Consider the following 24790-nt stretch of genomic DNA (forward strand, 5'->3'; position numbering starts at 1 on the left):
TTTCTGAGCCGTATCAATAGAATGGAACTGTCCGGTCCGTACAGCGAATGCGGACAGAACCGGGCAGCGACAAATCAGTTTAGGAGGAGACACATTATGAAGAAAAGAATTTTAGCACTCAGCACCGCAGCAGTTTTAGCATTATCCTTAACAGCATGCGGCAGCAGCCAGAAGACAGAAGAGACAACAGCAGCGGCAGCAGACACTACGGCAGCTGGTTCTGAGGCAGCAGCAGATACGACAGCAGCATCCGGCGAGAAGACGGTGATCAAGCTCGGCGTAGTCGGCGAGAACAATGAGCAGTGGCAGCCGGTCATTGAGAAGCTTGCTGAGGAGAATATTGATCTGGAACTTGTAAAGTTCGCGGATTATCCGCTTCCGAACCGTGCATTAAACGACGGCGAGATCGACTTAAACTCTTTCCAGCATATCGCATATTTTGAGGATGACTGCAAGAACAACGGATATGATCTTTCCATCATCGGTGAGACCATCATCGCTCCGTTAGGACTTTATTCCAACAAGATCAAAGACGTTTCCGAGATCAAGGACGGCGATATCATCGCGATCCCGAACGATGCTACAAACGGCGGCCGTGCGTTAAAGCTCTTAGAGTCCGCAGGTCTCATCAAGGTTGATCCGGAGGCTGGTTACACACCGACGAAGAAGGACATCACAGAGAATCCGTTAAACCTTGACATTAAAGAGGTTGAGGCAGCAAACACAGCAAGCCTTCTTCCGGACGTCGCAGCGGCAGTCATCAACGGCGGCCATGCGGTTGACAACGGTTTAAACCCGGAGAAAGATTCGATCTTCCTTGAGAGTGTTGAAGAGGGAAGCGACAACCCGTATGTAAACATCATCGTTGCGAGAACAGCGGACAAGGACAATGAGCTTTACAAGAAAGTTGTAGATTATTTCCGCACACCGGAAGTTGCGAAAGTGATCGAGGAGACTTACAAGGGCGCTTACATTCCAACATGGGAGTAATCTTTAGAATTTAATAGTACGAATGGCCAAAGAGGCAGGATATCCCGTTTACTTGCGGGTTTCCTGCTTCTTTTACGTGAATTCGTAACGATTCAGTACCTTCATAATTACAAGCAAAAATCCATTCCGAACCGGCTGCGACGATGGGATTTTTGCCTTCTAGTCTACGCTTCCTTACGGTCAGCGCAGCAAATATGCAGACTTAGTGAATAGTTGCTTGAATTCACAAAATTTTCTTGTGAAACAGACAACGGTTTTCCTGTGACAGCGACGCCATGGAACTGCTTGCTTTTTCTCCCGAAATCCCGTATGATTTACATAGATATTATATTTTAATGGTAAATTTTACATGAAAAACGAGATAAAACAGAAATAACAGTCAGAAAGGGGCAATGCGGATGCCGAGACCTCAAGGTGGACGAAAAACAAACATTGATATGACGGAGGGAGTGATCTGGAAACAGCTGGTGTTGTTTGCAATCCCGCTGATCATGGGAAATGTATTCCAACAGCTCTACAATACCGTGGACAGCATCGTTGTGGGAAATTATCTCGGAACGTCGGCCCTGGCTGCTGTGGGAGCCACCACGGCGATCTGCAACACGCTGGTGAACTTCTTTAACGGAATCTCCATCGGAGCCGGTGTGGTGATCAGCACGAGTTTCGGCGCGAAAAACCTCGAGAAGCTTCACGAGGCGGTGGAGACGACGATCCTCTTCGCTGTGATCGTCGGATGTTTTGTCTCCCTGATCTCTATCGGGGTCGTACCGGTGATGTTAAAGTGGATGTCCACGCCGGATGATGTAGTCGGACCGGCGGGTGAGTATTTAAAGATCTACTTTGTCGGAGTTCCGGTGCTGTTCCTCTACAATATGGGAAGTGCGATCTTAAGGGCGGTGGGGGATACGAGACGTCCGCTCCTGTTCCTGATCATCAGCAGCTGCTTAAATATTGTTCTGGATATCCTTTTTGTGGCGGTATTCCACTGGGGGATCAGCGGTGTGGCGATCGCCACGGTGATGGCGGAGACAGTTTCCGCGTTCCTGGCCTGCATGACGCTCACAAGAACAGATGGCGCCCATAAACTTGTCTTAAGAGATTTACATATCAATAAAACATGTCTCGGTGAGATCTTCCGGATCGGACTTCCGGCCGGTGTCCAGCAGGGACTCACAGCGTTTTCCAATGCTCTGGTACAGGCATATGTCAACGGTCTTGGTTCCTCTGTCATTATGGCGGGCTGGAGCTGCCACTCGAAGATCGACCAGTTCGCGATCCTGCCGGCCCAGAGCATGGGCCAGGCGGCAACCACCTTCGTGGGACAGAACCTCGGCGCGAAGAACGTAAAGCGTGCCAGAAAAGGCGTCCGACAGGCGATGTTCATGGGTGTCGGCGTACTGATCTGCATCTCCATCGTCATGGCACTCTCCGCGAGATCTCTGGTATCCCTTTTTAACAGGGATCCGTCGGTTCTGCATTACGGAACTCTGTTTATCCTGATGACCGTGCCGTTCCGCTTCTGCAGCTCCTTCAACCAGATCCTGGCTGGTTCCTTAAGAGGCTCCGGTGACGCGAAGGGTCCGATGTGCATCATGCTCTTCAGCTTCGTTGTCTGCAGGCAGATCTATCTGTTCTTTGTGACAAAGATCGCCTTCAACGAGTACACCGTAGGTCTCGGCTACCCGGTTGGGTGGATCGTGTGCGCGGTTATCTCCTACTTTTACTATAAGAGAAGCAGATGGGAAGAGCAGGTGGAGAAAGAAGCATAAAATGAATAAAGATGTCCGCTGCCTGGTTCAACATGAACGGAATGTCATGGAAAACGGCAGCGGATTTTTGATTTTGTGTTCGTTGCGCTGATGGGAGATATGTGTTATACTTAACTGCGTATGTCGTTTTATATGAATACGATATGGTGTTATATCAGGCGGATTTGATGTGACATGACACTGACAAGAGAAAAGAGGCAGGCAGCCGGACTGAAAAAGCGGTTGGTTGTAAGGACAAAATGTTTGGACTTGGAACGATCATAAACGTCGGTGTGGCCGTATTTTCCCTGGGCTTAAATAAAAAAGTAAATGCCGGCAAATACAGAGTCTGTATTTGCGGTTGAAAGATAAAAGAGCAGTTGTAAAAATAACTGCGCTGTACAAAAAGTATGCGGCTGTGAAGCTGTTACAGTGATAGAAACAGGAGGATTTTATGATATTATCCTGCAGCAATATCTGCAAATCATTCGGAAGCGACGATATTATCAAGAACGCTTCCTTTCATATTGAAGACCATGAAAAGGCGGCGATCGTAGGCATCAACGGCGCGGGAAAATCGACGCTCTTAAAAATAATCGTAGGTGAACTGCAGCCTGATTCCGGTGAGGTGGTGCTGGGAAGCGGGAAGACACTGGGCTACCTGGCACAGAACCAGGATCTTTTGAGCCACAGGACCATTTACGAGGAGATGCTTGACGCAAAAAAATCTGTCATCGCCATGGAAAATCGTCTGAGGGATCTGGAAAATTCCATGAAGACGGCATCCGGGGAAGAGCTGGAGACCATGATGAATCAGTACAGCCGTTTAAGCCATGAGTTTGAACTCATTAACGGCTATGCCTGGAAGAGTGAGATCGTAGGTGTCTTAAAGGGGCTTGGATTTACGGAGGAGGAGTTCTCCAAGCAGATCTCCACGCTTTCCGGCGGACAAAAGACACGAGTTTCTCTGGGCAAGCTTCTTCTCACAAACCCGGATATCATTCTTCTTGATGAGCCGACGAACCATCTGGACATGTCCTCCATCGCATGGCTGGAGACTTATCTCTTAAACTACCGCGGTGCTGTTCTCATCGTTGCCCATGACCGGTATTTTCTCGATAAGATCGTCACAAAGGTCATTGAGCTGGACAATGGACATGCCATTGTGTACTCCGGAAATTATACGGCCTACAGCGAAAAGAGAGCGCAGATGCGCGCGATCCAGATGAAGGCGTACTTAAACCAGCAGCAGGAGATCAAGCACCAGGAAGCGGTCATCGAAAAGTTAAAATCCTTCAACCGGGAAAAGTCCATTAAGAGAGCGGAGAGCCGGGAAAAGATGTTAGATAAGATCGAAGTCCTTGAGAAGCCGACGGAGGTCAATGACGCCATGGATATCCGCCTGGAGCCGAATATCTTAAGCGGAAACGATGTGCTGACGGTGAACGGTCTGGCGAAGTCCTTTGGTTCCCAGACATTATTTACAGACCTGAATTTCGATGTAAAGCGCGGGGAACGGGTCGCTATTATCGGTGACAACGGAACGGGAAAGACCACGATCTTAAAGATCATCAACGGTCTCGTGGAGCCGGATGACGGCGAGATCATTCTTGGTTCCAGAGTCCACATCGGATATTATGATCAGGATCATCAGGTCCTTCATATGGAGAAGACGTTGTTTGAGGAGATCTCCGACGCCTACCCGGGAATGTCCAACACCCAGATCAGAAGTACGTTAGCGGCATTCCTCTTTACCGGGGACGATGTGTTTAAGCGGATCGGGGATCTGAGCGGCGGTGAGAGAGGACGTGTTTCCCTCGCGAAACTTATGCTTTCGGAGGCGAACTTCCTGATCCTCGATGAGCCGACGAACCACCTGGATATCACTTCGAAGGAGATTCTGGAGAATGCCTTAAGCCATTACGGCGGTACGGTGCTCTACGTCTCCCATGACCGTTATTTTATCAACAAGACCGCAACGAGGATCCTGGATCTCACCGGAAAGCGGATGATGAATTATATCGGTAACTACGATTATTATCTGGAAAAACATGAGGCCATGATGAACGCCCATTTCGGGACCGAGAATGTGGAGCCTACCGGCGGAATCGTCGGATTCGGCGCATCAAAGACGGGAGCGGCGGCTGAAACTTCCGGAAAAGCGGCGGAGAGCAGCGCGGACGCAGGCGGAAAGCTTGACTGGAAAGCCCAGAAGGAAGAGCAGGCCCGCCAGAGAAAACGTCAGAATGACTTGAAAAAGGTCGAGGACGAGATCCACAGACTCGAGACGAGAGACGGTGAGATCGACGGGCTTCTCTGCGACGAGAGTGTTTTCTCCGATGTGGCGAAGCTCATGGAGTTAAATAAAGAAAAAGAGGAGATCGCAGGGAAACTTGAGACTCTGTATGAAAAGTGGGAGGAGCTGGCTGAATAAGCAGCAATCATTAATATCCGCTGAGTCTCAGGTCCGTTGCTGCCTGCGCAGGGTGTGAACAGCAGCAAACCTGTTGAACAGATATAGATATACTCAAAAGAAAAATGTTCCGTCCGGTCGGGGAGATCATGGGCGGGACATTTTCTTTTTTATGGGATAGGGCAGTTCCAGCCCCAATTCGCCTAAATTCTTTGACAAGGATTTGACAAATAATATAGATATGAGTATAATAGATTCCATCGTTATATGAAAGTTTTGAGAAGGTGAAACCAGAAAATGACAGACGAAAGACAGATTTCAAAGGCGGTTATTTCCAGACTTCCGCGCTATTACAGATATCTGGGTGAGCTGATGGAGGAGGGGATCGAAAGGATTTCTTCCAATGAGCTGAGCGCCAGAATGAAGGTGACGGCGTCCCAGATCCGTCAGGATCTTAACAATTTCGGCGGCTTCGGCCAGCAGGGATACGGATATAATGTTAAGTATCTCTACACGGAGATCGCAAGGATTTTAGGAATCGACAGACAGCACAACCTCATTATCATCGGAGCCGGAAACCTTGGACAGGCCATCGCCAATTACACAAATTTTGAGAAGCGCGGATTTATGATCAAGGGAATGTTCGATACCAATCCGCGGCTGATCGGTCTCGTGGTCCGTGGTGTGGAAATCCGCGGGATCGATGACCTTGAACAGTTTATTATCGATAACGAGGTGCAGATCGCAGCCCTCACGATCCCGAAGTCCAAGGCTCCGGAGATCGCAGAGCGCCTGGTAAAGGCCGGAATCAAGGCGATCTGGAACTTTGCCCATACCGACCTAAATGTTCCGGATGATGTGGTCGTTGAGAATGTCCACCTCTCCGAGAGCCTGATGCGACTTTCCTATCGTGTCTGCAGCATGCAGGATGAGCGGGAGCGGAAAGCAAAGGAAAAAGCAGAACAGACGGGAACCAATGAGACATGTTGATTGGAGTTGGCTGTGATTTGATCGAAATTGAGCGCGTAAAAAAAGCCTGTGATAAAGAGGCTTTTTTGTCGCGTATTTATACCGAGCGTGAGCGCCGGCAGGCAAAGGGAGATCCCCGGGTCCTTGCCGGCACTTTTGCCGTTAAAGAAGCAGTGGCGAAGGTGTTTGGAACGGGATTCCGGGAGTTTATGCCGATTCATGTGGAGGTCTTAAGAGACCCTCTTGGAAAGCCCTATGTGGAGCTTCATGAGGGAGCCGCAAAAACAGCAGAAGATCTCGGGATCACAAAGATCGAAGTGTCGATCTCAGACACGAAGGACCATGCGATGGCGTTTGCCGTCGGAGAGGGGGAGGCCGGATGAAAGCAGTTCTCAGTGGAAAAGAAATGAAAGAGTTCGATGCAAGGTCCATCAAAGGGTATGGGATTCCATCCTTAGTCCTGATGGAACGGGCAGCGATGGCAGTTGCAGAAAAAGCAGAGGAGATACTGGAGAAAGAACGGGCAGGGACCGTCTGGTCCGTCTGCGGCTTTGGAAATAACGGGGCGGATGGAGTTGCCGCCGCCAGAATGCTGTTTTTAAAGGGGTACGATGTGAAGATCGTTTTCCCGCAGCGGGACGGAAAAGGAAGCGAGGAGCTGGAAGCCCAGCTAAATGTCGTAAAACGGCTGGGAATTCCGGTGATGACGGCGGAAGATCTGCCGGACCCGGTGGAAAAGAAGATCCCGGTGCAGCCGTTTAGAAAGGCCGGGGAGAGAAAAAGAAGCTGCCGGGGCGTGATTCTGGACGCAATCTTCGGGATCGGTCTTTCAAGAAATGTGGAGGGCGCATACCGGAAGCTGATCCGGTGGATCAATGGACAGGAAGACATGAAAGTCATTGCTGTCGATGTCCCATCGGGCATCAGCTCCGATAACGGAAGCGTGATGGGAGATGCAGTCCGCGCAGATGTGACGGTCACGTTCGGAGAAAAGAAGCTTGGACAGGTGTTGTTTCCGGGGCGGGAGCTCTGCGGACATCTTCTCGTAAAAGATGTGGGCTTTGTGCCGGAGAGCAGCGCAGAACGGGAAAAACATGTCCAGATGCTGGATCGGGAAGATCTTTTGAGGATCCCGGCCCGCATGGCTGATTCCAACAAGGGAACATACGGAAAGGTCCTTGTGATGGCAGGAGCGAAGAATATGGCGGGGGCTTCCCTGCTTTCCGCCAGAGCGGCATACCGGATGGGAGCCGGCCTCGTAAAGGTCTTTACCCCGGAGGAGAACCGGCTGATCGTACAGGAAAAGCTTCCAGAGGCCATTTTAGCTACCTACGACACGAAGGAGGCCGAGAAAGACCCGGAAAACTTTGCGCGAAAGATCGCGAGGGAGACGGAATGGGCCGATGTGATCGTTCTGGGCCCCGGGATCGGGATGGAGGATTATGCCAGATGCATGGTGGAAAATGTCCTGAAGGACGCCTATGTTCCGATCATTCTTGACGCGGATGCCCTGAATCTTGCGGCGGAATACCGGGAACTGACAGGTTATTTTACGGAGAATATTATTGTGACGCCGCATATGAAGGAGATGTCGCGGCTTACAGGAATTCAGATTGAAGAAATGAAGGAGAATCCGGTCCGCACCGCCAGAGAGTTCGCGGATCAGTACGGCGTAGTATGCGTCTTAAAGGACGCGGCGACGGTGATCGCCGGAAGAGACGGAAAGACGTTCGTGAACGGAAGCGGGACTCCGGCTATGGCCAAAGGCGGTTCCGGTGATGTGCTTACGGGCGTGATCGCCGGGCTCGTAGCGCTGGGACTGGAGGAGAGTGACGCGGCGGCCCTTGGAGTTTATGTACACGGTCTCGCCGGCGAGGCCGCTGAGCAACATTTTGGAGTCCACGGAGTGTTAGCAGGGGAGATCGCAGATTGCCTTCCGGAGGTATACAGAGATGGAATTTGACAGAATCTACGCAGAGGTGGATCTCGGGCGTATTGAAGAAAATATGAAGGCCATGAAGGAGCATCTTCGTCCGGGAACGAAGATGTACGGCGTGGTAAAGACGGATGCATACGGACATGGGGCAGTTCCGGTGGCGAGGACCATCGACCGTTTTGTCTGTGGATACGCGGTGGCAACGGTGGATGAGGGGCTTAAGCTCAGGAGACATGGAATCGAAAAAGAGATCCTGTGTCTTGGTCCGGTTTCAGCCGGCCGCTATCAGGAATGTCTTGAAAACGACATCAGTCTGCCTATGTTTGAATACCGGAGAGCAAAAGAATTATCAGATGCCGCTGTGGCAGAGGGAAAGACCGCGAAGATCCATATCGCGGTGGATACGGGAATGAGCCGTATCGGACTTTTCCCGGATGAGGGATCCGTGGAGACCGTAAAGGAGATCGCAGAGCTTCCGGCTCTCAGGATCGCCGGTATGTTCACCCATTTCGCCCGGGCGGATGAGGCAGATAAGACGAAAGCAGGGGAGCAGTACAGACGGTTCCATGCGTTCTGTGATGCTGGGAAGGCAGCGGGAGTGGAAGTACCGGTCTGCCACTGTTCCAACAGCGCAGGAATCGTGGAGCTCCCGGATTTTAACATGGACGCGGTCCGTGCGGGAATCACGATCTACGGCCTGTACCCGTCGGATGAGGTAAAACAGGATATCATTTCTCTGAAACCGGCGATGGCGTTAAAGAGCTTTATCACTTACATCAAGGAGATCGGACCGGGAACGGAGGTCAGCTACGGCGGAACCTTTAAGGCGGAGAAGACGATGCGGATCGCTACGGTCTCTGCAGGTTACGGGGATGGCTATCCGAGAAATCTCTCCGGAAAAGGAGAAGTGCTGATCCATGGAAAACGGGCAAAGATCTTAGGACGGATCTGTATGGATCAGTTTATGGCGGACCTTACGGGGATCCCGGAGGCCAAAGAGGGAGATTCTGTGACTCTTGTGGGTAGAGACGGGAATCAGGAGATCACTATGGAGGAGCTTGCAGAGATTTCCGGCGGATTCCATTACGAGATCCCATGCCTGATAGGAAAACGTGTGCCGCGGCGGTACGTGAAGAATGGAAAAGAAGTGGGCGGCATGATGTGCAGGGATGAGGAGTACGAAGGCTTCTGACGGTCATGCTCGAAAACCGGTACGTCTGAATAAAATATCATAAGTGGGAAATACTCTGGACTATAAGAAGCACGCGTTGCAGGCTTCTTGAGGGAGCGCGGCAGCCGCCGGGGACAGGTGCAGGCACAGCCCCGGATCTGCTGACCGCATAGAAATTCAGGCGGAGTGTGAGACTTGTGATTATCAGACGGGGCGATATCTATTATGCGGATCTGAGACCGGTAGTCGGTTCGGAGCAGGGAGGCGTGCGGCCTGTGCTCGTGATCCAGAACGATGTGGGGAACAAGCACAGCCCCACGGTGATCTGCGCGGCGATCACATCAAGGATGAATAAGGCAAAACTTCCGACCCATGTGGAGCTTTCCGCCAGAGACTGTGACATGGTGAAGGACTCTGTGATCCTTTTAGAACAGCTTCGGACCATCGACAAGCAGAGGCTCAGGGAAAAGATCTGCCATATCGACGGGGAGCTGTTAGGCCGGGTGGACGAGGCGCTGAAGGTCAGCCTGGAGCTTGGAGGCTATTAGGAAAATGCCTGTGAAAGGGGCGGAACCTGTTACATAATCGCGGGTGTATTCCTTGACGGGGCATGGATTTAATGCTATAGTGGACAAATAGTAACTGTTCAGTAGGTCTGCGCATTTACTGCGCTGACCGTAAGAAAACTTAGAATAGAAGGCAAAAATCCTATCGGCACAGCCGATTTGGAATGGATCTTTGAAACAATTCAGCCATGGATCTGGAAACGGCTGGATGCAGTACTGAAAATGATAAAGGAGTGTAGGTAATTCTCATGGACGATGGCAATTCGTGGATAGGAATTGTTTTATTTGCCGCATCGGTGATCCTGTTTGCGGTGATGTACGGATTCGGTGCGGCGGTTCAGGCGCTGAACACCAGTGCACTGGAGGATGAGCGCGACGAGGGGAATAAGAGGGCGGAAAAGCTTCTGAAGATCCAGGAGGATCCGTATCTCTTTATCCGCACAAACCAGCTGGCAACGAGTATCCTGACACTGGCAATGGGAGCGTCTTCCCTGCTGTTTGTGGTACGAAATCTGACGGCACTGCTCGGAGTGCGCACAAAGCTGCCGCATCTGGCAGCCGTTGGAATTTCATATGTCGCGGGACTTGTGGGAATCGCATTTCTGCTCACGGGACTGGGGATCGTGATCCCGAAGCGCATCGCTGCGAAAAGTCCGATCCGGTTCTGCTATAAGGTGCTTCCACTGGTGGAGCTTGTGGCGAAATTTCTGTTTCCGTTCGCGTGGCTGATGGATCAGTTCGCCTATATCTCCCTGAAGGCGGTGGGCATCAATATCCGCGAAAAAGATGACAATGTGACCGAGGAAGACATCATGTATATGGTCAATGAAGGTCATGAGCAGGGGGTCTTAGAGGCCAGTGAGGCGGAGATGATCACGAATATCTTCGAGTTCGATGATAAAGTGGCGGCGGATATCATGACGCACCGCACGGCTGTCCTTGCGTTGGACGGGGAGATCACGCTTAAGGAAGCGCTGGATTTCGTTGTGAAGGAAGCAAACTACTCGAGATTCCCGGTTTATGAGGAAGATATCGACAATATCATCGGTATTCTCCACATGCGGGACATGCTTCATTATACAGACTCGAAAGAACATTTAAATACGCCGATCAAAAAGATCAAGGGTCTGCTCAGAAGTCCACACTTTATTCCGGAGACGAAGAATATCAACTCTCTCTTTAAGGAGATGCAGTCCCAGAAGATCCATATCGAGCTGGTCGTGGATGAGTATGGTCAGCTTGCGGGTATCGTTACGATGGAGGATATCTTAGAGGAGATCGTCGGAAATATTCTGGACGAGTATGATAAGGAAGAGCCAGATATCGTTTCCAGAAAGAATGGTACATATGAGCTTACCGGTCTCACACTCTTAGATGATGTGGAGGAGACTCTTGGGGTGGAATTTGATAAGGAAGATAAGGATAACTTTGACACGTTGAACGGTTTCATGGTGTCCAGGCTTGGGCATATCCCGAAAGCGGGAGAGAAGGGGAGTGTCCGGATCGGGGACTATCTGTTAAAGATCATGAAAGTGGAGAACAAGGTGATCCAGACGGTTCTTGCGATTCCGTTACCGAAAGAAGAGAAGAAATAGAAAGAAGAAATAGAAAACGGATACTCTGCACTCCGGCATTCCTGCCGGAAGCGAAAGTATCCGTTTTTACATTAGTCCTGTTCGCGGAATTTTACAGTGCCGGCAGCCGGGTCCATGGACTCAACGATGGCTAAGGACTCTAAGTGGTAGCCCAGATTTCTGATGACCTGTCCGCCGATCTGGAATCCTTTTTCTACCACGATGCCGATTCCTTCAACTGTAGCGCCCGCCTCATGGACAATGGAGATCAGTCCCTGAAGGGCATAACCGTTCGCAAGGAAGTCATCGATAATTAAAACATGGTCATCCGGGGAAAGGAATTTCTTGGAAACGATGACCTGATTTTTACATTTATGGGTGAAAGATTCTACCTCAGCAACATACATTTCGCCGTCAAGGTTTACGCTCTGGGATTTCTTCGCGAAAACGACCGGCACATGGAAATGCATTGCCGCGATACAGGCGATACCGATGCCGGATGCCTCGATGGTCAGGATCTTGTTGATATTTTCATTGGCAAAACGGCGCTTGAACTCCGCGCCCATCTCGTCAAAAAGTTCGATATCCATCTGATGGTTTAAAAAGCTGTCGACTTTTAATACGTTTCCCTCTTTTACAACACCGTCTTTCGCGATACGCTCTTCTAAAAAGTTCATGTTCTTTCCTCCGTAATTCCCCTTTTCGGGTGTATCTGTATTGTATCCAATTATAGCAATATTGGGGGGAGATTACAAGATGAAAAGCCGGGGAAAATATTACTGTACACGGGTAGGAATTTTCTGAACTGAAAATTCCGTACAATACAGTGGTGGTAGTGGATTTTGCCGATTCGGAATGCGAAGCATCGGCAAAATCAGTTACTGTTTGCGCAAAGCGTGAACAGTAACGGGAAAATGAATGGGCACAGGGATGGAAAAGCGACATCTTTTATAAAAGTTTATGGACTGCGGGCTTGCACGGAGAGCAGGAGCGTGATATTATGGAACAACAATAAATTCTTGATTCTGAATGATCTGATATTCGATATGCTCTTAGCTGCGCTGCGGCATCGTTTTTCTTTATGTTCCATTTGAATAATGCTTCAATAGCAGACTTTGCTCGATACTTTATCAGATTTGGAAAGGTATTATGCTTTTATGGATAAATATGAGGTATTAAAACAGTATTTCGGCTATGACGCTTTCCGGGACGGACAGGAAAAGATGATCGACGCGATCACCTCCGGCAGGGACGTACTTGGAATCATGCCGACGGGTGCGGGAAAGTCGCTCTGTTACCAGATCCCGGCGCTGATGGCAGGGGAGAACGGGGGAATTACGCTTGTGATCTCACCGTTAATTTCCTTAATGAAGGACCAGGTCAGCGCGCTGAACCAGGCGGGAGTCCATGCGGCCTATTTAAACAGTTCCCTGACGCCAGGGCAGTATTATAAAGCGCTGGGATATGCCCGCGAGGGTCGATATCCGATCATCTACGTCGCGCCGGAGCGCCTTCTGACACCGGAATTTCTCGATTTTGCCGTCCACGCGAAGATCGCTATGGTGGCGGTGGACGAGGCCCATTGTGTCTCCCAGTGGGGGCAGGATTTCAGGCCCGGTTACCTAAAAATAGAAGAATTTTTGTGTACACTCCCGAAACGTCCGGTAGTCAGCGCCTTCACGGCAACGGCGACGGCGGAGGTTCGGGATGATATTATCGATCTCCTGAAACTCCAGGATCCGGTGGTGACGACAACAGGATTCGACCGTCCAAACCTCTATTTCGAGGTCCAGAGCCCGAAGGACAAGTATGCGGCGGTAAAGACATATATCGAAGAACACGCCGGTCAGTGCGGCATCGTTTACTGCCTGACGAGAAAACTCGTGGAGGAGGTGACGGAGAAGCTGATGAAGGACGGCTTTTCCGTGACGAGATACCACGCGGGACTGTCCGACAGCGAGAGAAAACAGAATCAGGAGGATTTCATCTTCGACCGGGCGCAGATCATGGTGGCGACCAATGCCTTCGGCATGGGAATTGACAAGTCGAACGTCCGCTTTGTGATCCACTACAATATGCCGAAGAACATGGAGAGCTATTATCAGGAAGCCGGCCGCGCGGGGCGTGACGGGGAACCGGCGGACTGCCTGCTGCTCTACGGCGGCCGAGATGTGGTGACAAACCAGATGTTTATCGACAACAACCGGGATAATGAGGAGCTTGACGATGTGACGAGAGCGATCGTTGCGGAGAGAGACCGGGATCGCTTGAAAAAGATGACGTTCTACTGCTTTACGAACGACTGCCTGAGAGAGTATATCCTGCGGTATTTCGGGGAGTATGGAAGCGGATACTGCGGGAACTGCTCGAACTGCAAGACACAGTTTGAGGAGATGGATGTGACGGAGATTGCGAAGGCTATCGTGGGCTGCGTCGCAGAGTGCCGGGAGCGGTATGGAACCACGGTGATCCTGGATACTGTCCACGGGGCAGCGACGGTGAAGATCCGAAATTACCACATGGATGAGAATTCCCATTACGGAGAGTCATCGAAGGTTCCTACATACAGATTGCGCCAGATCTTAAATTTCCTCCAGGTGAAAGAATATCTTGTGGTGACCTCCGACGAGTACGCCATCGTAAAACTCGGAAAGAACGCGGCGGCCCTCTTAAACAGTGATGATGAGAAAGTCACGATGAAGCTCCCGAAGGAGCAGGAGAGAGTGAAGACTGGAAAGACTTCCGGTGCGAAGAAGACAAAGATGACGGCCGGAAGCGAGAACTTTACAGAGAAGGAGACGACGCTTTTCGACCTCTTAAAGGAACTTCGCAGGGAGATCGCAAAGGAAGAAAAAGTCCCGCCTTACATCGTATTCTCCGACAAGACGCTGGTACATATGTGCCTTATAAAACCGAAAAATAAGGGGGAAATGCTGAAGGTTTCCGGCGTTGGAGAGTTTAAGTTTGAGAAGTACGGGGAGAGGTTCCTGGATAAAATCAGGGATTCTTTGAGTGGGGAATTATAAATTTAAAAGCGCAGAAAGTTTCGAAATATCGAAATTTATGCGCTTTTTGCATAGATAAAAATAGGAAATCGACTTGACGAATCACAGAAACGGGTGTATGATAATGACAGTTTCACTCACACGCGTTAAAGCGTAACGCAACAACGCATTTAAGAACGGAATGCCGCATGAAGGAAAGGATTCCGAAAAGAGAAAAATTGAGGGGAGATCGATATTATGAAAAAAGTAACAGCATTTGCAATGGCAGCCGTTGTCGCTGCTTCCGCACTGACAGGCTGTGGATCCAGCTCCACAGCAGAGACAACAGCAGCAGCCACAGAGGCAAAAACAGAAGCTGCGGCAGCAGATTCCACTGAGGCGGCAAAAGAGGACGGCAAGACTTATAACGTAGGTATCTGCCAGTTAGTCCAGCATCCGGCTCTTGATGCGGCGACAGAAGGCTTTGAGGCTGCATTAAAAGATAAGCTCGGTGACAATGTTAAATTTGATCTTCAGAACGCATCCGGTGATTCTGCAACATGCGCGACGATCATCAACCAGTTCGTTTCCAACGACGTAGATCTGATCCTTGCAAACGCGACTGCAGCTCTTCAGGCCGCAGCGGCAGGAACCAGCGAGATCCCGATCCTCGGAACTTCCATCACAGACTATGCGACTGCTCTTGACATCGATAACTGGACCGGTACGACAGGTCTTAACATTTCCGGAACCTCCGATCTCGCACCGCTTGACCAGCAGGCTGCGATGCTCAACGAGCTGTTCCCGGACGCAAAGAATGTCGGCTTATTATATTGCTCCGCAGAACCGAACTCCAAATATCAGGCAACAACCGTAAAAGGATCTCTGGAGGATCTTGGATACACCTGTAAGGAATACACCTTCGCAGACTCCAACGATATCGCTTCCGTAACAACAACAGCAGCGGGAGAGAACGATGTTCTCTATGTCCCGACCGACAATACGGCTGCTTCCAATGCAGAGATCATAAACAATATCTGCCTTCCGGCGAAAGTTCCGGTAATTGCAGGTGAAGAAGGAATCTGCTCCGGATGCGGCGTTGCAACTCTTTCCATCGACTACTACGACATCGGATACAAAGCCGGTGAGATGGGCGCAGAGATCCTGATGGACGGCAAGGACGTAAAGGAAATGCCGATCGAGTTTGCGCCGGAGGTAACAAAGAAATACAATAAGGCAAACTGTGAGGCACTTGGAATCACGGTTCCGGATGACTACGTTGTGATCGAAGAATAATAACGACTTGAAATTATGAGGACATCAGGGTGGCAAACAGCAAAAAATTTTGTCACCCTGTTTGTTATCATCAGCCATAGGAGGAAAGAAACGTGAATTTTGCAACATTGTTTAATGCATTGCCGGGTGCCTGTGCACAGGGACTCATCTGGGGCATCATGGCGATCGGCGTTTATATTACATATAAGATCCTCGATCTTGCAGACCTTACCGTGGACGGAACCATGTGTACGGGAGGTGCTGTCTGCATCATTTTCATGTTAAACGGACATTCTGTGGGAGTGTCCCTGTTTGCAGCCTTTATCGCGGGAATGATCGCGGGTCTGGTGACCGGAATCTTTCACACGGCGATGGGGATCCCGGCGATCCTCGCGGGAATCCTGACTCAGCTTGGTCTCTACTCCATCAACCTTCGCATTATGGGTGGTAAGGCAAATCAGGCCATCAGCGTGGATAAGTATGATCTTTTAGTGTCTCTCCGTTATGTAAAGGGAGTCGCTTTTTATAAGAACACGATCTTCGTGACAGCATTAATCATTGTGATCCTGATCGGAGTCCTCTACTGGTTCTTCGGAACGGAGATCGGATGCTCCATCCGTGCTACGGGTTCCAACCAGAATATGTCACGTGCCCAGGGTATCAATACCGATTTCACAAAGATCTTAGGTCTTATGATCTCCAACGGGATCGTTGCCTTTGCGAGCGGCTTATATGCCCAGTATCAGGGCTTTGCAGATGTCAATGCAGGCCGTGGCGCCATCGTGATCGGTCTCGCAGCCGTTATCATCGGTGAGGTCGTATTCGGAAAGATCAGCCAGAACTTCGGCTTCAAGCTGTTCTCCGTTGCCTTCGGCGCGATCATTTACTATCTGGTCCTTCAGGTCGTACTCTGGATGGGATTAAATTCCAACGATTTAAAACTCCTGTCAGCTCTTGTCGTTGCGGTATTCCTTGCGATCCCGTACATGAAAGGCAAATATTTCTCTAAACCGGTAAAAAGAGGAGGTGCACCTCGTGCTTGATCTTCACAGTATTTATAAAACCTTCAACGCGGGAACCGTCAATGAAAAGACTGCGTTAAACGGATTAAATCTTCATTTAAACGAAGGCGATTTTGTCACCGTCATCGGTGGAAACGGAGCTGGAAAATCTACCATGTTAAATGCGGTCGCAGGAACGTGGTTTGTGGATGAGGGAAAAATCACCATCGATGATATCGACGTGACAAAGCTCCCGGAGCACAAGCGTGCGAAGTATCTCGGACGTGTATTCCAGGATCCGATGACAGGAACGGCTGCCACCATGCAGATCGAGGAGAACATGGCATTAGCAGCAAGAAGAGGAATGACACGTTCTCTGAAGGCCGGAATCACCGCAAAAGAGCGTGAGTTCTACAGGGGGCAGTTAAAGATCTTAGGCCTTGGTCTTGAGGACCGCCTCACATCAAAAGTCGGACTTCTCTCCGGCGGACAGAGACAGGCGCTGACCCTTCTCATGGCAACCTTAAAGAAGCCGAGACTTCTCCTTTTAGACGAGCACACGGCAGCCCTCGACCCGAAGACGGCAGCGAAGGTTCTTGAGACAACCGACAAGATCGTAAACAGTGAGCATCTGACAACACTCATGATCACTCACAACATGCGCGATGCGATCGCCCACGGGAACCGTCTGATCATGATGAACGCAGGCCACGTGATCTATGATGTGGCCGGAGAGGAGAAGAAACACCTGACAGTCCAGGATCTTCTTGCGAAGTTTGAGGAAGCTGCAGGCGGCGAACTTGCGAACGACCGTATGATCCTGTCGTAGGGGCCATATATATAGAAGAAACAGGTCGAAAAGTAGATAAACGGCAGCGGATATCTGTAAGCAGATTACAGAGTTTGCTGCCGTTTTTTGTGTAATAGGAAATTCCGAGGAATTCTCTATTACATAAAAGGCACTCATGTGCCAATGATGCGCACTCGCGCGAAGATGTAGATTGTCGCAAGCGACCGCGCGAGGCGCGAAAATGTGCCAAGGCACATTCTTTATTATTGCTTTTTTGCGTATTCCGTTGTATAAATGATGTGCAGCCTAAAAGGATTAAATACCGGACTGCGGGCAGATGCGGCGCAGGGAAAAGGCTGTGTTCAGGAGGAAATATTTATGAGCAGATCTGCAAAAAATGATAAAACAAAGACAAATGTGATGCGGCTTTTAGATGCCGCGAAAATCCCTTACGAGGCGAAGGAGTACCCGGTGGATGAGAACGATCTCTCCGGAAGCCATGCGGCGGACATGCTGGGTGTGGATCATGGAAGCGTGTTTAAGACCCTTGTACTGAAGGGAGAACGCACCGGATTTCTCGTCTGCTGTATTCCTGTGGACGGTGAAGTAGATTTAAAAAAGGCGGCGAAAGCGGCGGGAGATAAGAAGGTGGAGATGCTTCCGATGAAGGATCTTTTAGCCACAACGGGGTACATCCGCGGTGGCTGTTCTCCTATCGGAATGAAGAAAAAGTTCCCGACTTTTATTGATGAGGCGGCGTTAAAATACGAAACGATCGCTGTCAGCGCGGGCCAGAGGGGATTCCAGGTACTGCTTTCCCCGCAGACTCTCGCGGACTATGTGGGAGCAAAACTGCTGGATTTGCAGCAAAATGGTTAACATAAATGAAAAAGTTATCGGAAACCACCTGAAAGTGGGGAATCAATATTTAACAAAATTGTAACATTTGCAATATTTTATACTTGCCAATACCACCAAAAATTTAGGTTTTATGCCGATAATATTTGGAAAAGATATTAATAAAATGTAACAATCATTAAAAAACGGGCTGTAAAATGTAACAAAGTTGGCCATGGCTTATTGACATTTGCCCTCTCATTCTCCTATAATCACAGACACCGGCCGGAAAACGGTCGGAATGAACAACCGGCGACAGGACGGAGAAAGAGGGTATTCAAAAATGAATCCATGGAACTCATTTCTTCAGACAGTCTTTCAGTTTGTGAAATCACTCTTCACCGGTGTGACAAAGAAGATGCACCGGAATGCGGCAATTCTCACGATGGGCGCAACACTGATTGCAGTGATTCCATTTACAGCGGTGGACTTCCAGGGCGGAGGCAAAAACGCGATCGTAGCGTTTGCAGAGACGCAGGGAGGTTCGGATGAAGACAGTCTGGAGGAGACAGAAGATACTGCTCTTCCGGAAACAGACGGAAATGTTTTAGAGGATGAGACGACGGCGGATGAAGCATCATCCGCGGAGACGGAAGCAGATATCGAGAGAGAAACTGAAAATACAGAGACGAATGATAAGAACAGCGCCGAGGACGCAGGAGCTTCGGAAAAAGCAGACGAGAGCAATGGGGCTCAGGATGAGTCTGCGGGGCCGGAAGTGGAAACTGCGGGAAACGCAGAGACCGGAGCTGTGCAGGTTGAGGCGGAAGCAGAAGGCTCACCTGTGACAGAGGTACAGGCGGAAGCGGAAGAGACTGCGGCGGAGGAGCCTGCAAGGGAAGTTTTCACCGGCTACTCTGACAGCGACTACGATGTTCTTCTACGGATCGTGCAGGCGGAAGCTGGAAACTGTGACATGGAAGGCCGTGTCATGGTGGCGAACGTGATCTTAAACCGTGTGGAGAATGACTCATTCCCGAACACGATCACGAAAGTTGTCTACCAGAAACACCAGTTTTCACCGGTGTCCAACGGCTCCATCAAGAGATGCAGGGTCACAGCCGAGACGGTGGAGGCCGTAGGGCGGGCGCTCTCAGGTGAAGATCTGACGGACGGTGCCCTGTATTTTATGAACCGGCATGCGTCATCAAAAAAGAACGCCAGCTGGTTTGACAGACATCTGGAATTCCTGTTTAAACATGGAAATCACGAGTTTTTCCGGTAAACTCCGGGTCAGATAAAAAGGATAAGGGAAAGGCGGCATGTGCCAGAACCGTAAAAAAGCGGTTCTGGTGGGTGCCGCTTTTTTGCAGCTGCAGATCTGAAATAGAATACAGGTGATATATTCTGTCGGTTTGAAAACGAAAAGTCGATAGCCATGGAAAATAGTGGAGGTTGGCGGAAGGGCAGTACAGGATTTTATAATTGACATTTAAATGGGGGCATGGGATAATAAAACTCATGAAATTGGAAATACGTGAAAGAGGAAAAATGATGAAGTTAAAAAGAGTATTTTTTGATCTTGACGGCACACTGACGGATTCCATGCCAGGGATCACGAGGGGTGTTCAGTATGCGCTGAAACATTACGGCATCCATGTGGATGACCTTTCGGTCTTGAAACCGTTTGTGGGACCGCCGCTCTTCGACAGCTTTAAGAGATATTATAATTTTTCAGATAAGGACGCAAATGATGCGATCTATGTGTTCCGGGAATACTACGATGTGAAAGGCTGGATGGATAATGCGCCGTTCGATGGCGTGGAAGATATGTTAAAGACCTTAAAGGAGGCTGGCCTCGAACTCTATGTGGCAACATCGAAGCCGGAGGAGACCGCAAAGAAAGTCCTGGAATATTTCCAACTGACAGAGTATTTTAAATTTATCGGCGGCGCGTCCATGGATGAAGCGCGTGTGAATAAGGACGATGTGATCCGCTATGTCCTGGAAGAAAACTGCATCAGCGAGGAGGAGAAGCCTTCCGTGATCATGGTGGGTGACCGGGAACATGATGTATACGGTGCGAAGAAAACGGGACTTTCCGTGATCGGCGTGCTTTACGGATATGGAAGCCGTGAAGAACTCCAGAGCGCCGGGACAGATTACCTCTGTGAGACACCGGAGGAGACAGCAAAGCTCTTAAAAGGTATGATGTAAAAAAAGATCAGCCGATATTTGGGATGCTTTGTCTGTGTTAAAGACAAGACAGACAGTACAGCAGGGATCGAAGATCCGGTTTACAGCTATGTCGGGAGTTGTAATTATGAGTCGCAGAAAAATACATGACACCAGGAAATGGAACTTGAAAAATGATCCGTGATGCGCTATAATAGTTCTCAGTTAAAGGGAATGTGATTCCTGGGATGTTCGACACTCCTGTCTATTTTGAACCTACATTTTGACATACGGGATTCCTATATTTTTGAACGGATGTCAGGCCTCCAAAGAGTGGAAGGCAGATGTTTAAGTGCGGATGCCCACCTAGCATTGCTAGGCGTCAATTATTCAGGAAACGGCATTTTGGGATTGCGAAAGATAAAAAAGCAGCGAGAGATCGCTGCTTCTTTTCATATAGTGGGATATAACATGGCGTTATTTTACATGGATGAACGACGCATGATTTCCGCGCATGACGGGGGTTTAGATTTCGCAAATGCTCTTTTCTAAACATGGGAAGTATGATATTATGGGTGCAAACAGGTTTCGATACATATGATATGAATGGAAGAAACAACTGCAAAGGAGAAACTTTTTTATGAAAAATGAACGGTTCGAACGATACATTTACATGGGGGTGACGGCAATCCTGGTACTGATCGCAGCGGTGTTTGTCGTCTTTCTGTTTCTGGAGAGGAATGCAGTGTTTGCCTTTCTGGGAAAAGTACGGTTTGTCCTGGCACCGGTGATCTACGGCGCTGTACTTGCTTTTTTAATGTCTCCGGTCTATAACCGGTGCTACAATACAGTCGTGTATGTGCACGATGACGACAAGAAAAAAGAGGACGAGGAAAAGAAGATCGCGCCAAAGAAACGGTTCAAGAGTGAATCCTTCGGCAATTTCCTTGGAAAAGCCGTTGGAACAGTGATAAGCCTTGCGTTTCTGATCGTGGTGGTCGTAAGCCTTTCCAGCATGATCATCCCGCAGCTCTATTCCAGTATCGTGGGGATCATCAACATGATGCCGGTTTATTTCCAGAACGTGTATGACTGGCTGACGGAATTCTTCGTGAACAACCCGCCGGTGGAGCAGGCAATCTTAAATATTTACGAGCAGTCAGCCCAGTATTTTCAGAGCTGGATGGAGACGGACTTAATGTCGAATCTCTCCAATTTCCAGAACTTCCAGAATATTGAGAAGATTGTCGGCGGCGTATCCAGCGGAGTCATGAATGTGATCACGCTGACAAAAAACATGCTGATCGGATTGATCGTTATGATCTATCTGTTAAATATCAAGGAATCCCTATCAGCGCAGGGAAAAAAATTTATTTATTCCGTTCTTCCACTGAAAGCGGCCAATATCGTTGTGGCTGAATTCCAGTTTATTAAAAAAGCGTTTTCCGGCTTTATTATCGGAAAACTGATCGATTCCCTGATCATCGGAATTCTCTGCTTTATCCTGATGCATCTGTTTAAGCTGCCGTATGAGCTGCTGATCAGCGTGATCATCGGAGTGACGAATGTGATACCGTTCTTCGGACCATTTATTGGAGCAGCTCCGTGCGCGATCCTCGTATTCCTCATCAGTCCGAAACAGTGTCTGTACTTTATTGGGCTGATCCTTGTGCTTCAGCAGTTTGACGGAAATATTTTAGGACCGAAGATCCTGGGAAATTCCACAGGTGTTTCCAGCTTTGGTGTACTGTTTTCGATCCTGCTGTTCGGCGGATTGTGCGGATTTGTGGGAATGATCATTGCGGTTCCGTTGATGGCAGTCATCATTCATATTTATAATCAGATTCAGGAATATCTCCTTTCAAAGAAGAGTCTGAGCATAAAAGAAGAGGACTATGTAAATCTGAAGCGGATCGACGAACAGAACGGCGAGTATAAAAAACACGGTGACGAACAGTAGCTGGTTCTGGTCGGGAAAGGAATTATGAACGAGAGAAGGAAACTGATAAACTGGATGGCGGGAGTCACGACGTTCATCGTGGTTCTGCTGATCGTGATCGTACTTCTGGACAGGGAAGAGGATGGAGTCTCCCTGGCAGCGGCATCCCGGACGGTGGCACTGACACTGGAGTCGGGGAATGGAATTCTTGAAAATGCGCCGGAGACGTCGAATTTTGATGAAGATCTATCGGACCAGTGGTATGTGAAATATATGGACTACCTCTATGGTCAGGGATATATTGACAGCGGATCGGTCAAAGCGGACGAGCGGAGCGCTACGTCCGCAGTTACATACGCGGTTCTTTCGGACTGGGCAAAAAAGGCATCGGAAGAGGGAAAAGGGGAAACAGATGCGCTCCTTTCTTATGTGGATTCCGGTGACCGGGCGAAAAAGGCGGTCTCCAGTGAGAATTTCTGGAAGTTCTATGACGCGTTCCGCGCGGCGGTGGATCCGGACAGAGCTGTGGCCGAGGTGGAGACGGACCTTTACGGAACACCGGACAATGTGGATGGTGCGCCTGCATGGACAGCCTACACGAGGGACGGTATTTTTCAGTTTGAGGGACTTTACCTCGACGGATATATTGACCAGAAGATCCGGTTTCTGGCGAGAGACGATGAGATCTTAAAGGTGGAGGAGATGGTCTCGGACGAGATCGTCTACGAGAATGCCTGGATCTCGGGATTCTCCGGAAAGACAGTGACGGTCTTTATCGGAAATATCCAGAGGGAATTTCCGGTAAAGGGAGTTTTAAAGGATGAGAGCGAGATCTCCGGTCAGATCGGAGATCTGTACTTAAAGGGCGGAACCCCAAAACGACTGGTGCTGAAGAAAGAGAAGATCACCGGAACGGTCCTTGCGGTCCGCGACACAGAGATTGAGATCGACGGCTACGGCAGCGTGCCGCTGGCGGATCAGTTTAAGATCTATCGGACCTACGGTGTTCTCAGGGAACAGCAGAAGAAGGATATTCTCGTCGGCTACCACATGCAGGAATTTGTGGTGGCGGATGGAAAGATCTGTGCGGCCCTGACGACGGAGAAACCGGATATCGACATGATCCGCGTGCTTATCATGACGAACGGATTTAAGTCACTGTTCCATGATACGATCACACTTTCCTGCGACTCCATGGCAGTGTTGGAGTACGGAGATGAGAAGGATGCAAAGACGGAGTCCATCGCAGCAGGGGAGACGGTGACGATAAAACCGGGAGATTCAAGGGTCGCAAGTGGGCGTCTCACATTCCGTTCCGCAAATGAAGGCGGAATGATCACGGTACACAGTCTGGAGCGCGCTCAGGGAATGCCCGTCTATCCGGGACATATGGAGATCACGGAGGAGAGCGACGGCCTGCTTCTCTTAAACGAGGTGGATCTCGAGGAATATTTAAAGCGGGTGACACCGAGCGAGATGCCGCCGACTTATGAGCTGGAGGCGCTGAAGGCCCAGGCGGTCTGTGCGAGAACCTACGCATGGAGGCAGATTCAGGGCAATGCCTACTCGACCTATGGTGCCCATGTGGATGACAGCACGAATTTCCAGGTGTACAACAACACGCTGACCTTCGATTCCACGGATACCGCTGTGAATGAGACCTTTGGTCAGCTTCTGGAATACAACGGGGATCCCATCGAGGCGTTCTATTACTCCACATCTGACGGGCATGGAACCGACGGAAGTGTGTGGGGAGCGGATGCGTCCAACACGCCGTACCTCAGGGCAGTCACGATCAACAACAAGGCGAAGAAGCTGGATCTGACATCCAACGAGGCCTTTGAGAGCTTTATCAAGGACGAGAACACAGATGCCTACGACTCTGACTTCCCGATGTTCCGTTGGAACACGAAGACCACCAGCACGATCCTGGACGAAAAGATCGGCGGGGTCGGCAGGATCACGGGACTTACGATCACATCCAGGGGAGCGGGTGGATACGCGAAGACCCTGAAGGTCGTTGGAACGGAAGGTTCCAAGACATTTTCCGGGCAGAGCAGGATCCGCAGCATTCTCGGAAATGTATCACTTGTATACAACAGGAAAGACGGTTCCACATCTACGGGATGGGATACGCTTCCCAGCGGTTTCATCTATATCGAGAACAACGGAACCGATGAAAATCAGGTGACGACCTTCACAATCTACGGAGGCGGCTTCGGACACGGTGTCGGCATGAGCCAGAACGGTGCCCAGGGCATGGCAAAGCAGGGAAAGACCTGCCAGGAGATTTTAAAGTTCTTCTATGACGGGTGCGGGCTGATGGATATTAGTGAAGTGAATTAATGGAATATGAAAAATAAACAGCTCTGTGCAGCAGTTAAATGGAAAAGTGGATTTCGTTTGGCAGCGGTGCAGGGCT

The 24790-nt window shown here is 49.8% G+C and carries 19 protein-coding genes and 1 other RNA gene; 19 read left to right on the top strand and 1 reads right to left on the bottom strand.

The window, feature by feature from the left end; genetic code table 11:
* The first annotated feature begins 96 nt into the window (after window positions 1-96).
* The 9 genes from DWY93_RS04980 to DWY93_RS05020 all read left to right on the top strand — a co-directional run bounded on the left by DWY93_RS04980 (window position 97) and on the right by DWY93_RS05020 (window position 11388).
* Window positions 97-990, top strand: a complete 894-nt coding sequence (locus DWY93_RS04980; RefSeq protein ID WP_117469862.1) for a MetQ/NlpA family ABC transporter substrate-binding protein — start codon at window positions 97-99, stop codon at window positions 988-990.
* Window positions 991-1388: 398 nt separating this feature from the next.
* Window positions 1389-2759 (top strand): MATE family efflux transporter, encoded by a 1371-nt coding sequence (locus DWY93_RS04985; protein ID WP_242990530.1) that lies wholly within the window; start codon window positions 1389-1391, stop codon window positions 2757-2759.
* A gap of 433 nt (window positions 2760-3192) precedes the next feature.
* A complete protein-coding gene (locus DWY93_RS04990) occupies window positions 3193-5172 on the top strand; it encodes an ABC-F family ATP-binding cassette domain-containing protein (RefSeq protein WP_117469861.1) in 1980 nt (659 codons plus the stop codon).
* 276 nt (window positions 5173-5448) lie between these two features.
* On the top strand, window positions 5449-6141 hold the full coding sequence (locus DWY93_RS04995; protein ID WP_015554866.1) for a redox-sensing transcriptional repressor Rex: 693 nt from the start codon (window positions 5449-5451) through the stop codon (window positions 6139-6141).
* Window positions 6135-6503 (top strand): holo-ACP synthase, encoded by a 369-nt coding sequence (gene acpS, locus DWY93_RS05000; RefSeq protein WP_015554865.1) that lies wholly within the window; start codon window positions 6135-6137, stop codon window positions 6501-6503. The genes DWY93_RS04995 and acpS overlap by 7 nt, the downstream gene beginning before the upstream one ends.
* Complete coding sequence (locus DWY93_RS05005; protein WP_117469860.1) at window positions 6500-8083, top strand: NAD(P)H-hydrate dehydratase; 1584 nt, start codon at window positions 6500-6502, stop codon at window positions 8081-8083. The genes acpS and DWY93_RS05005 overlap by 4 nt, the downstream gene beginning before the upstream one ends.
* Window positions 8073-9248 carry an alanine racemase gene (gene alr, locus DWY93_RS05010; protein ID WP_117469859.1) on the top strand — a complete coding sequence of 392 codons (1176 nt, stop codon included), beginning with the start codon at window positions 8073-8075 and terminating at the stop codon, window positions 9246-9248. Before DWY93_RS05005 ends, alr begins: the two co-directional genes overlap by 11 nt.
* 176 nt (window positions 9249-9424) lie before the next feature.
* Window positions 9425-9775 (top strand): type II toxin-antitoxin system PemK/MazF family toxin, encoded by a 351-nt coding sequence (locus DWY93_RS05015; RefSeq protein WP_117469858.1) that lies wholly within the window; start codon window positions 9425-9427, stop codon window positions 9773-9775.
* Between the two features lie 266 nt (window positions 9776-10041).
* A complete protein-coding gene (locus tag DWY93_RS05020) occupies window positions 10042-11388 on the top strand; it encodes a hemolysin family protein (RefSeq protein WP_117469857.1) in 1347 nt (448 codons plus the stop codon).
* Between the two features lie 71 nt (window positions 11389-11459).
* Here DWY93_RS05020 and DWY93_RS05025 read toward each other — a convergent pair whose 3' ends face one another.
* Window positions 11460-12044, bottom strand: a complete 585-nt coding sequence (locus DWY93_RS05025) for a xanthine phosphoribosyltransferase (protein ID WP_015554861.1) — start codon at window positions 12042-12044, stop codon at window positions 11460-11462.
* 480 nt (window positions 12045-12524) lie between these two features.
* Between DWY93_RS05025 and recQ the strand changes: the two genes are divergently transcribed.
* The 10 genes from recQ (at window position 12525) to DWY93_RS05075 (ending at window position 24714) form a co-directional block, all read left to right on the top strand.
* Window positions 12525-14393, top strand: a complete 1869-nt coding sequence (recQ, locus tag DWY93_RS05030; RefSeq protein WP_117469856.1) for a DNA helicase RecQ — start codon at window positions 12525-12527, stop codon at window positions 14391-14393.
* A gap of 216 nt (window positions 14394-14609) precedes the next feature.
* Window positions 14610-15647: an ABC transporter substrate-binding protein gene (locus DWY93_RS05035; RefSeq protein WP_117469855.1), complete on the top strand. Its 1038-nt coding sequence runs from the start codon at window positions 14610-14612 to the stop codon at window positions 15645-15647.
* 92 nt (window positions 15648-15739) lie between these two features.
* On the top strand, window positions 15740-16669 hold the full coding sequence (locus tag DWY93_RS05040) for an ABC transporter permease (RefSeq protein WP_117469854.1): 930 nt from the start codon (window positions 15740-15742) through the stop codon (window positions 16667-16669).
* Entirely contained in the window at window positions 16662-17456 is a 795-nt protein-coding gene (locus tag DWY93_RS05045) for an ABC transporter ATP-binding protein (protein WP_117469853.1), read from the top strand. Before DWY93_RS05040 ends, DWY93_RS05045 begins: the two co-directional genes overlap by 8 nt.
* Before the next feature lie 339 nt (window positions 17457-17795).
* Window positions 17796-18296: a Cys-tRNA(Pro) deacylase gene (gene ybaK / locus DWY93_RS05050; protein WP_021906009.1), complete on the top strand. Its 501-nt coding sequence runs from the start codon at window positions 17796-17798 to the stop codon at window positions 18294-18296.
* 301 nt (window positions 18297-18597) lie between these two features.
* On the top strand, window positions 18598-19539 hold the full coding sequence (locus DWY93_RS05055) for a cell wall hydrolase (RefSeq protein WP_117469852.1): 942 nt from the start codon (window positions 18598-18600) through the stop codon (window positions 19537-19539).
* Window positions 19540-19808: 269 nt separating this feature from the next.
* Entirely contained in the window at window positions 19809-20471 is a 663-nt protein-coding gene (locus DWY93_RS05060; RefSeq protein WP_117469851.1) for an HAD family hydrolase, read from the top strand.
* Window positions 20472-20666: 195 nt separating this feature from the next.
* Window positions 20667-20844, top strand: a non-coding RNA gene (ssrS, locus tag DWY93_RS05065) — 6S RNA.
* A gap of 225 nt (window positions 20845-21069) precedes the next feature.
* Window positions 21070-22389 carry an AI-2E family transporter gene (locus DWY93_RS05070; protein ID WP_117469850.1) on the top strand — a complete coding sequence of 440 codons (1320 nt, stop codon included), beginning with the start codon at window positions 21070-21072 and terminating at the stop codon, window positions 22387-22389.
* Window positions 22390-22413: 24 nt separating this feature from the next.
* Window positions 22414-24714 (top strand): SpoIID/LytB domain-containing protein, encoded by a 2301-nt coding sequence (locus DWY93_RS05075; RefSeq protein WP_117469849.1) that lies wholly within the window; start codon window positions 22414-22416, stop codon window positions 24712-24714.
* Window positions 24715-24790 lie beyond the last annotated feature (76 nt).

It is taken from the genome of Clostridium sp. AF28-12 (assembly GCF_003435225.1).
Classification (GTDB): Bacteria; Bacillota; Clostridia; order Lachnospirales; family Lachnospiraceae; genus Pilosibacter; species Pilosibacter fragilis.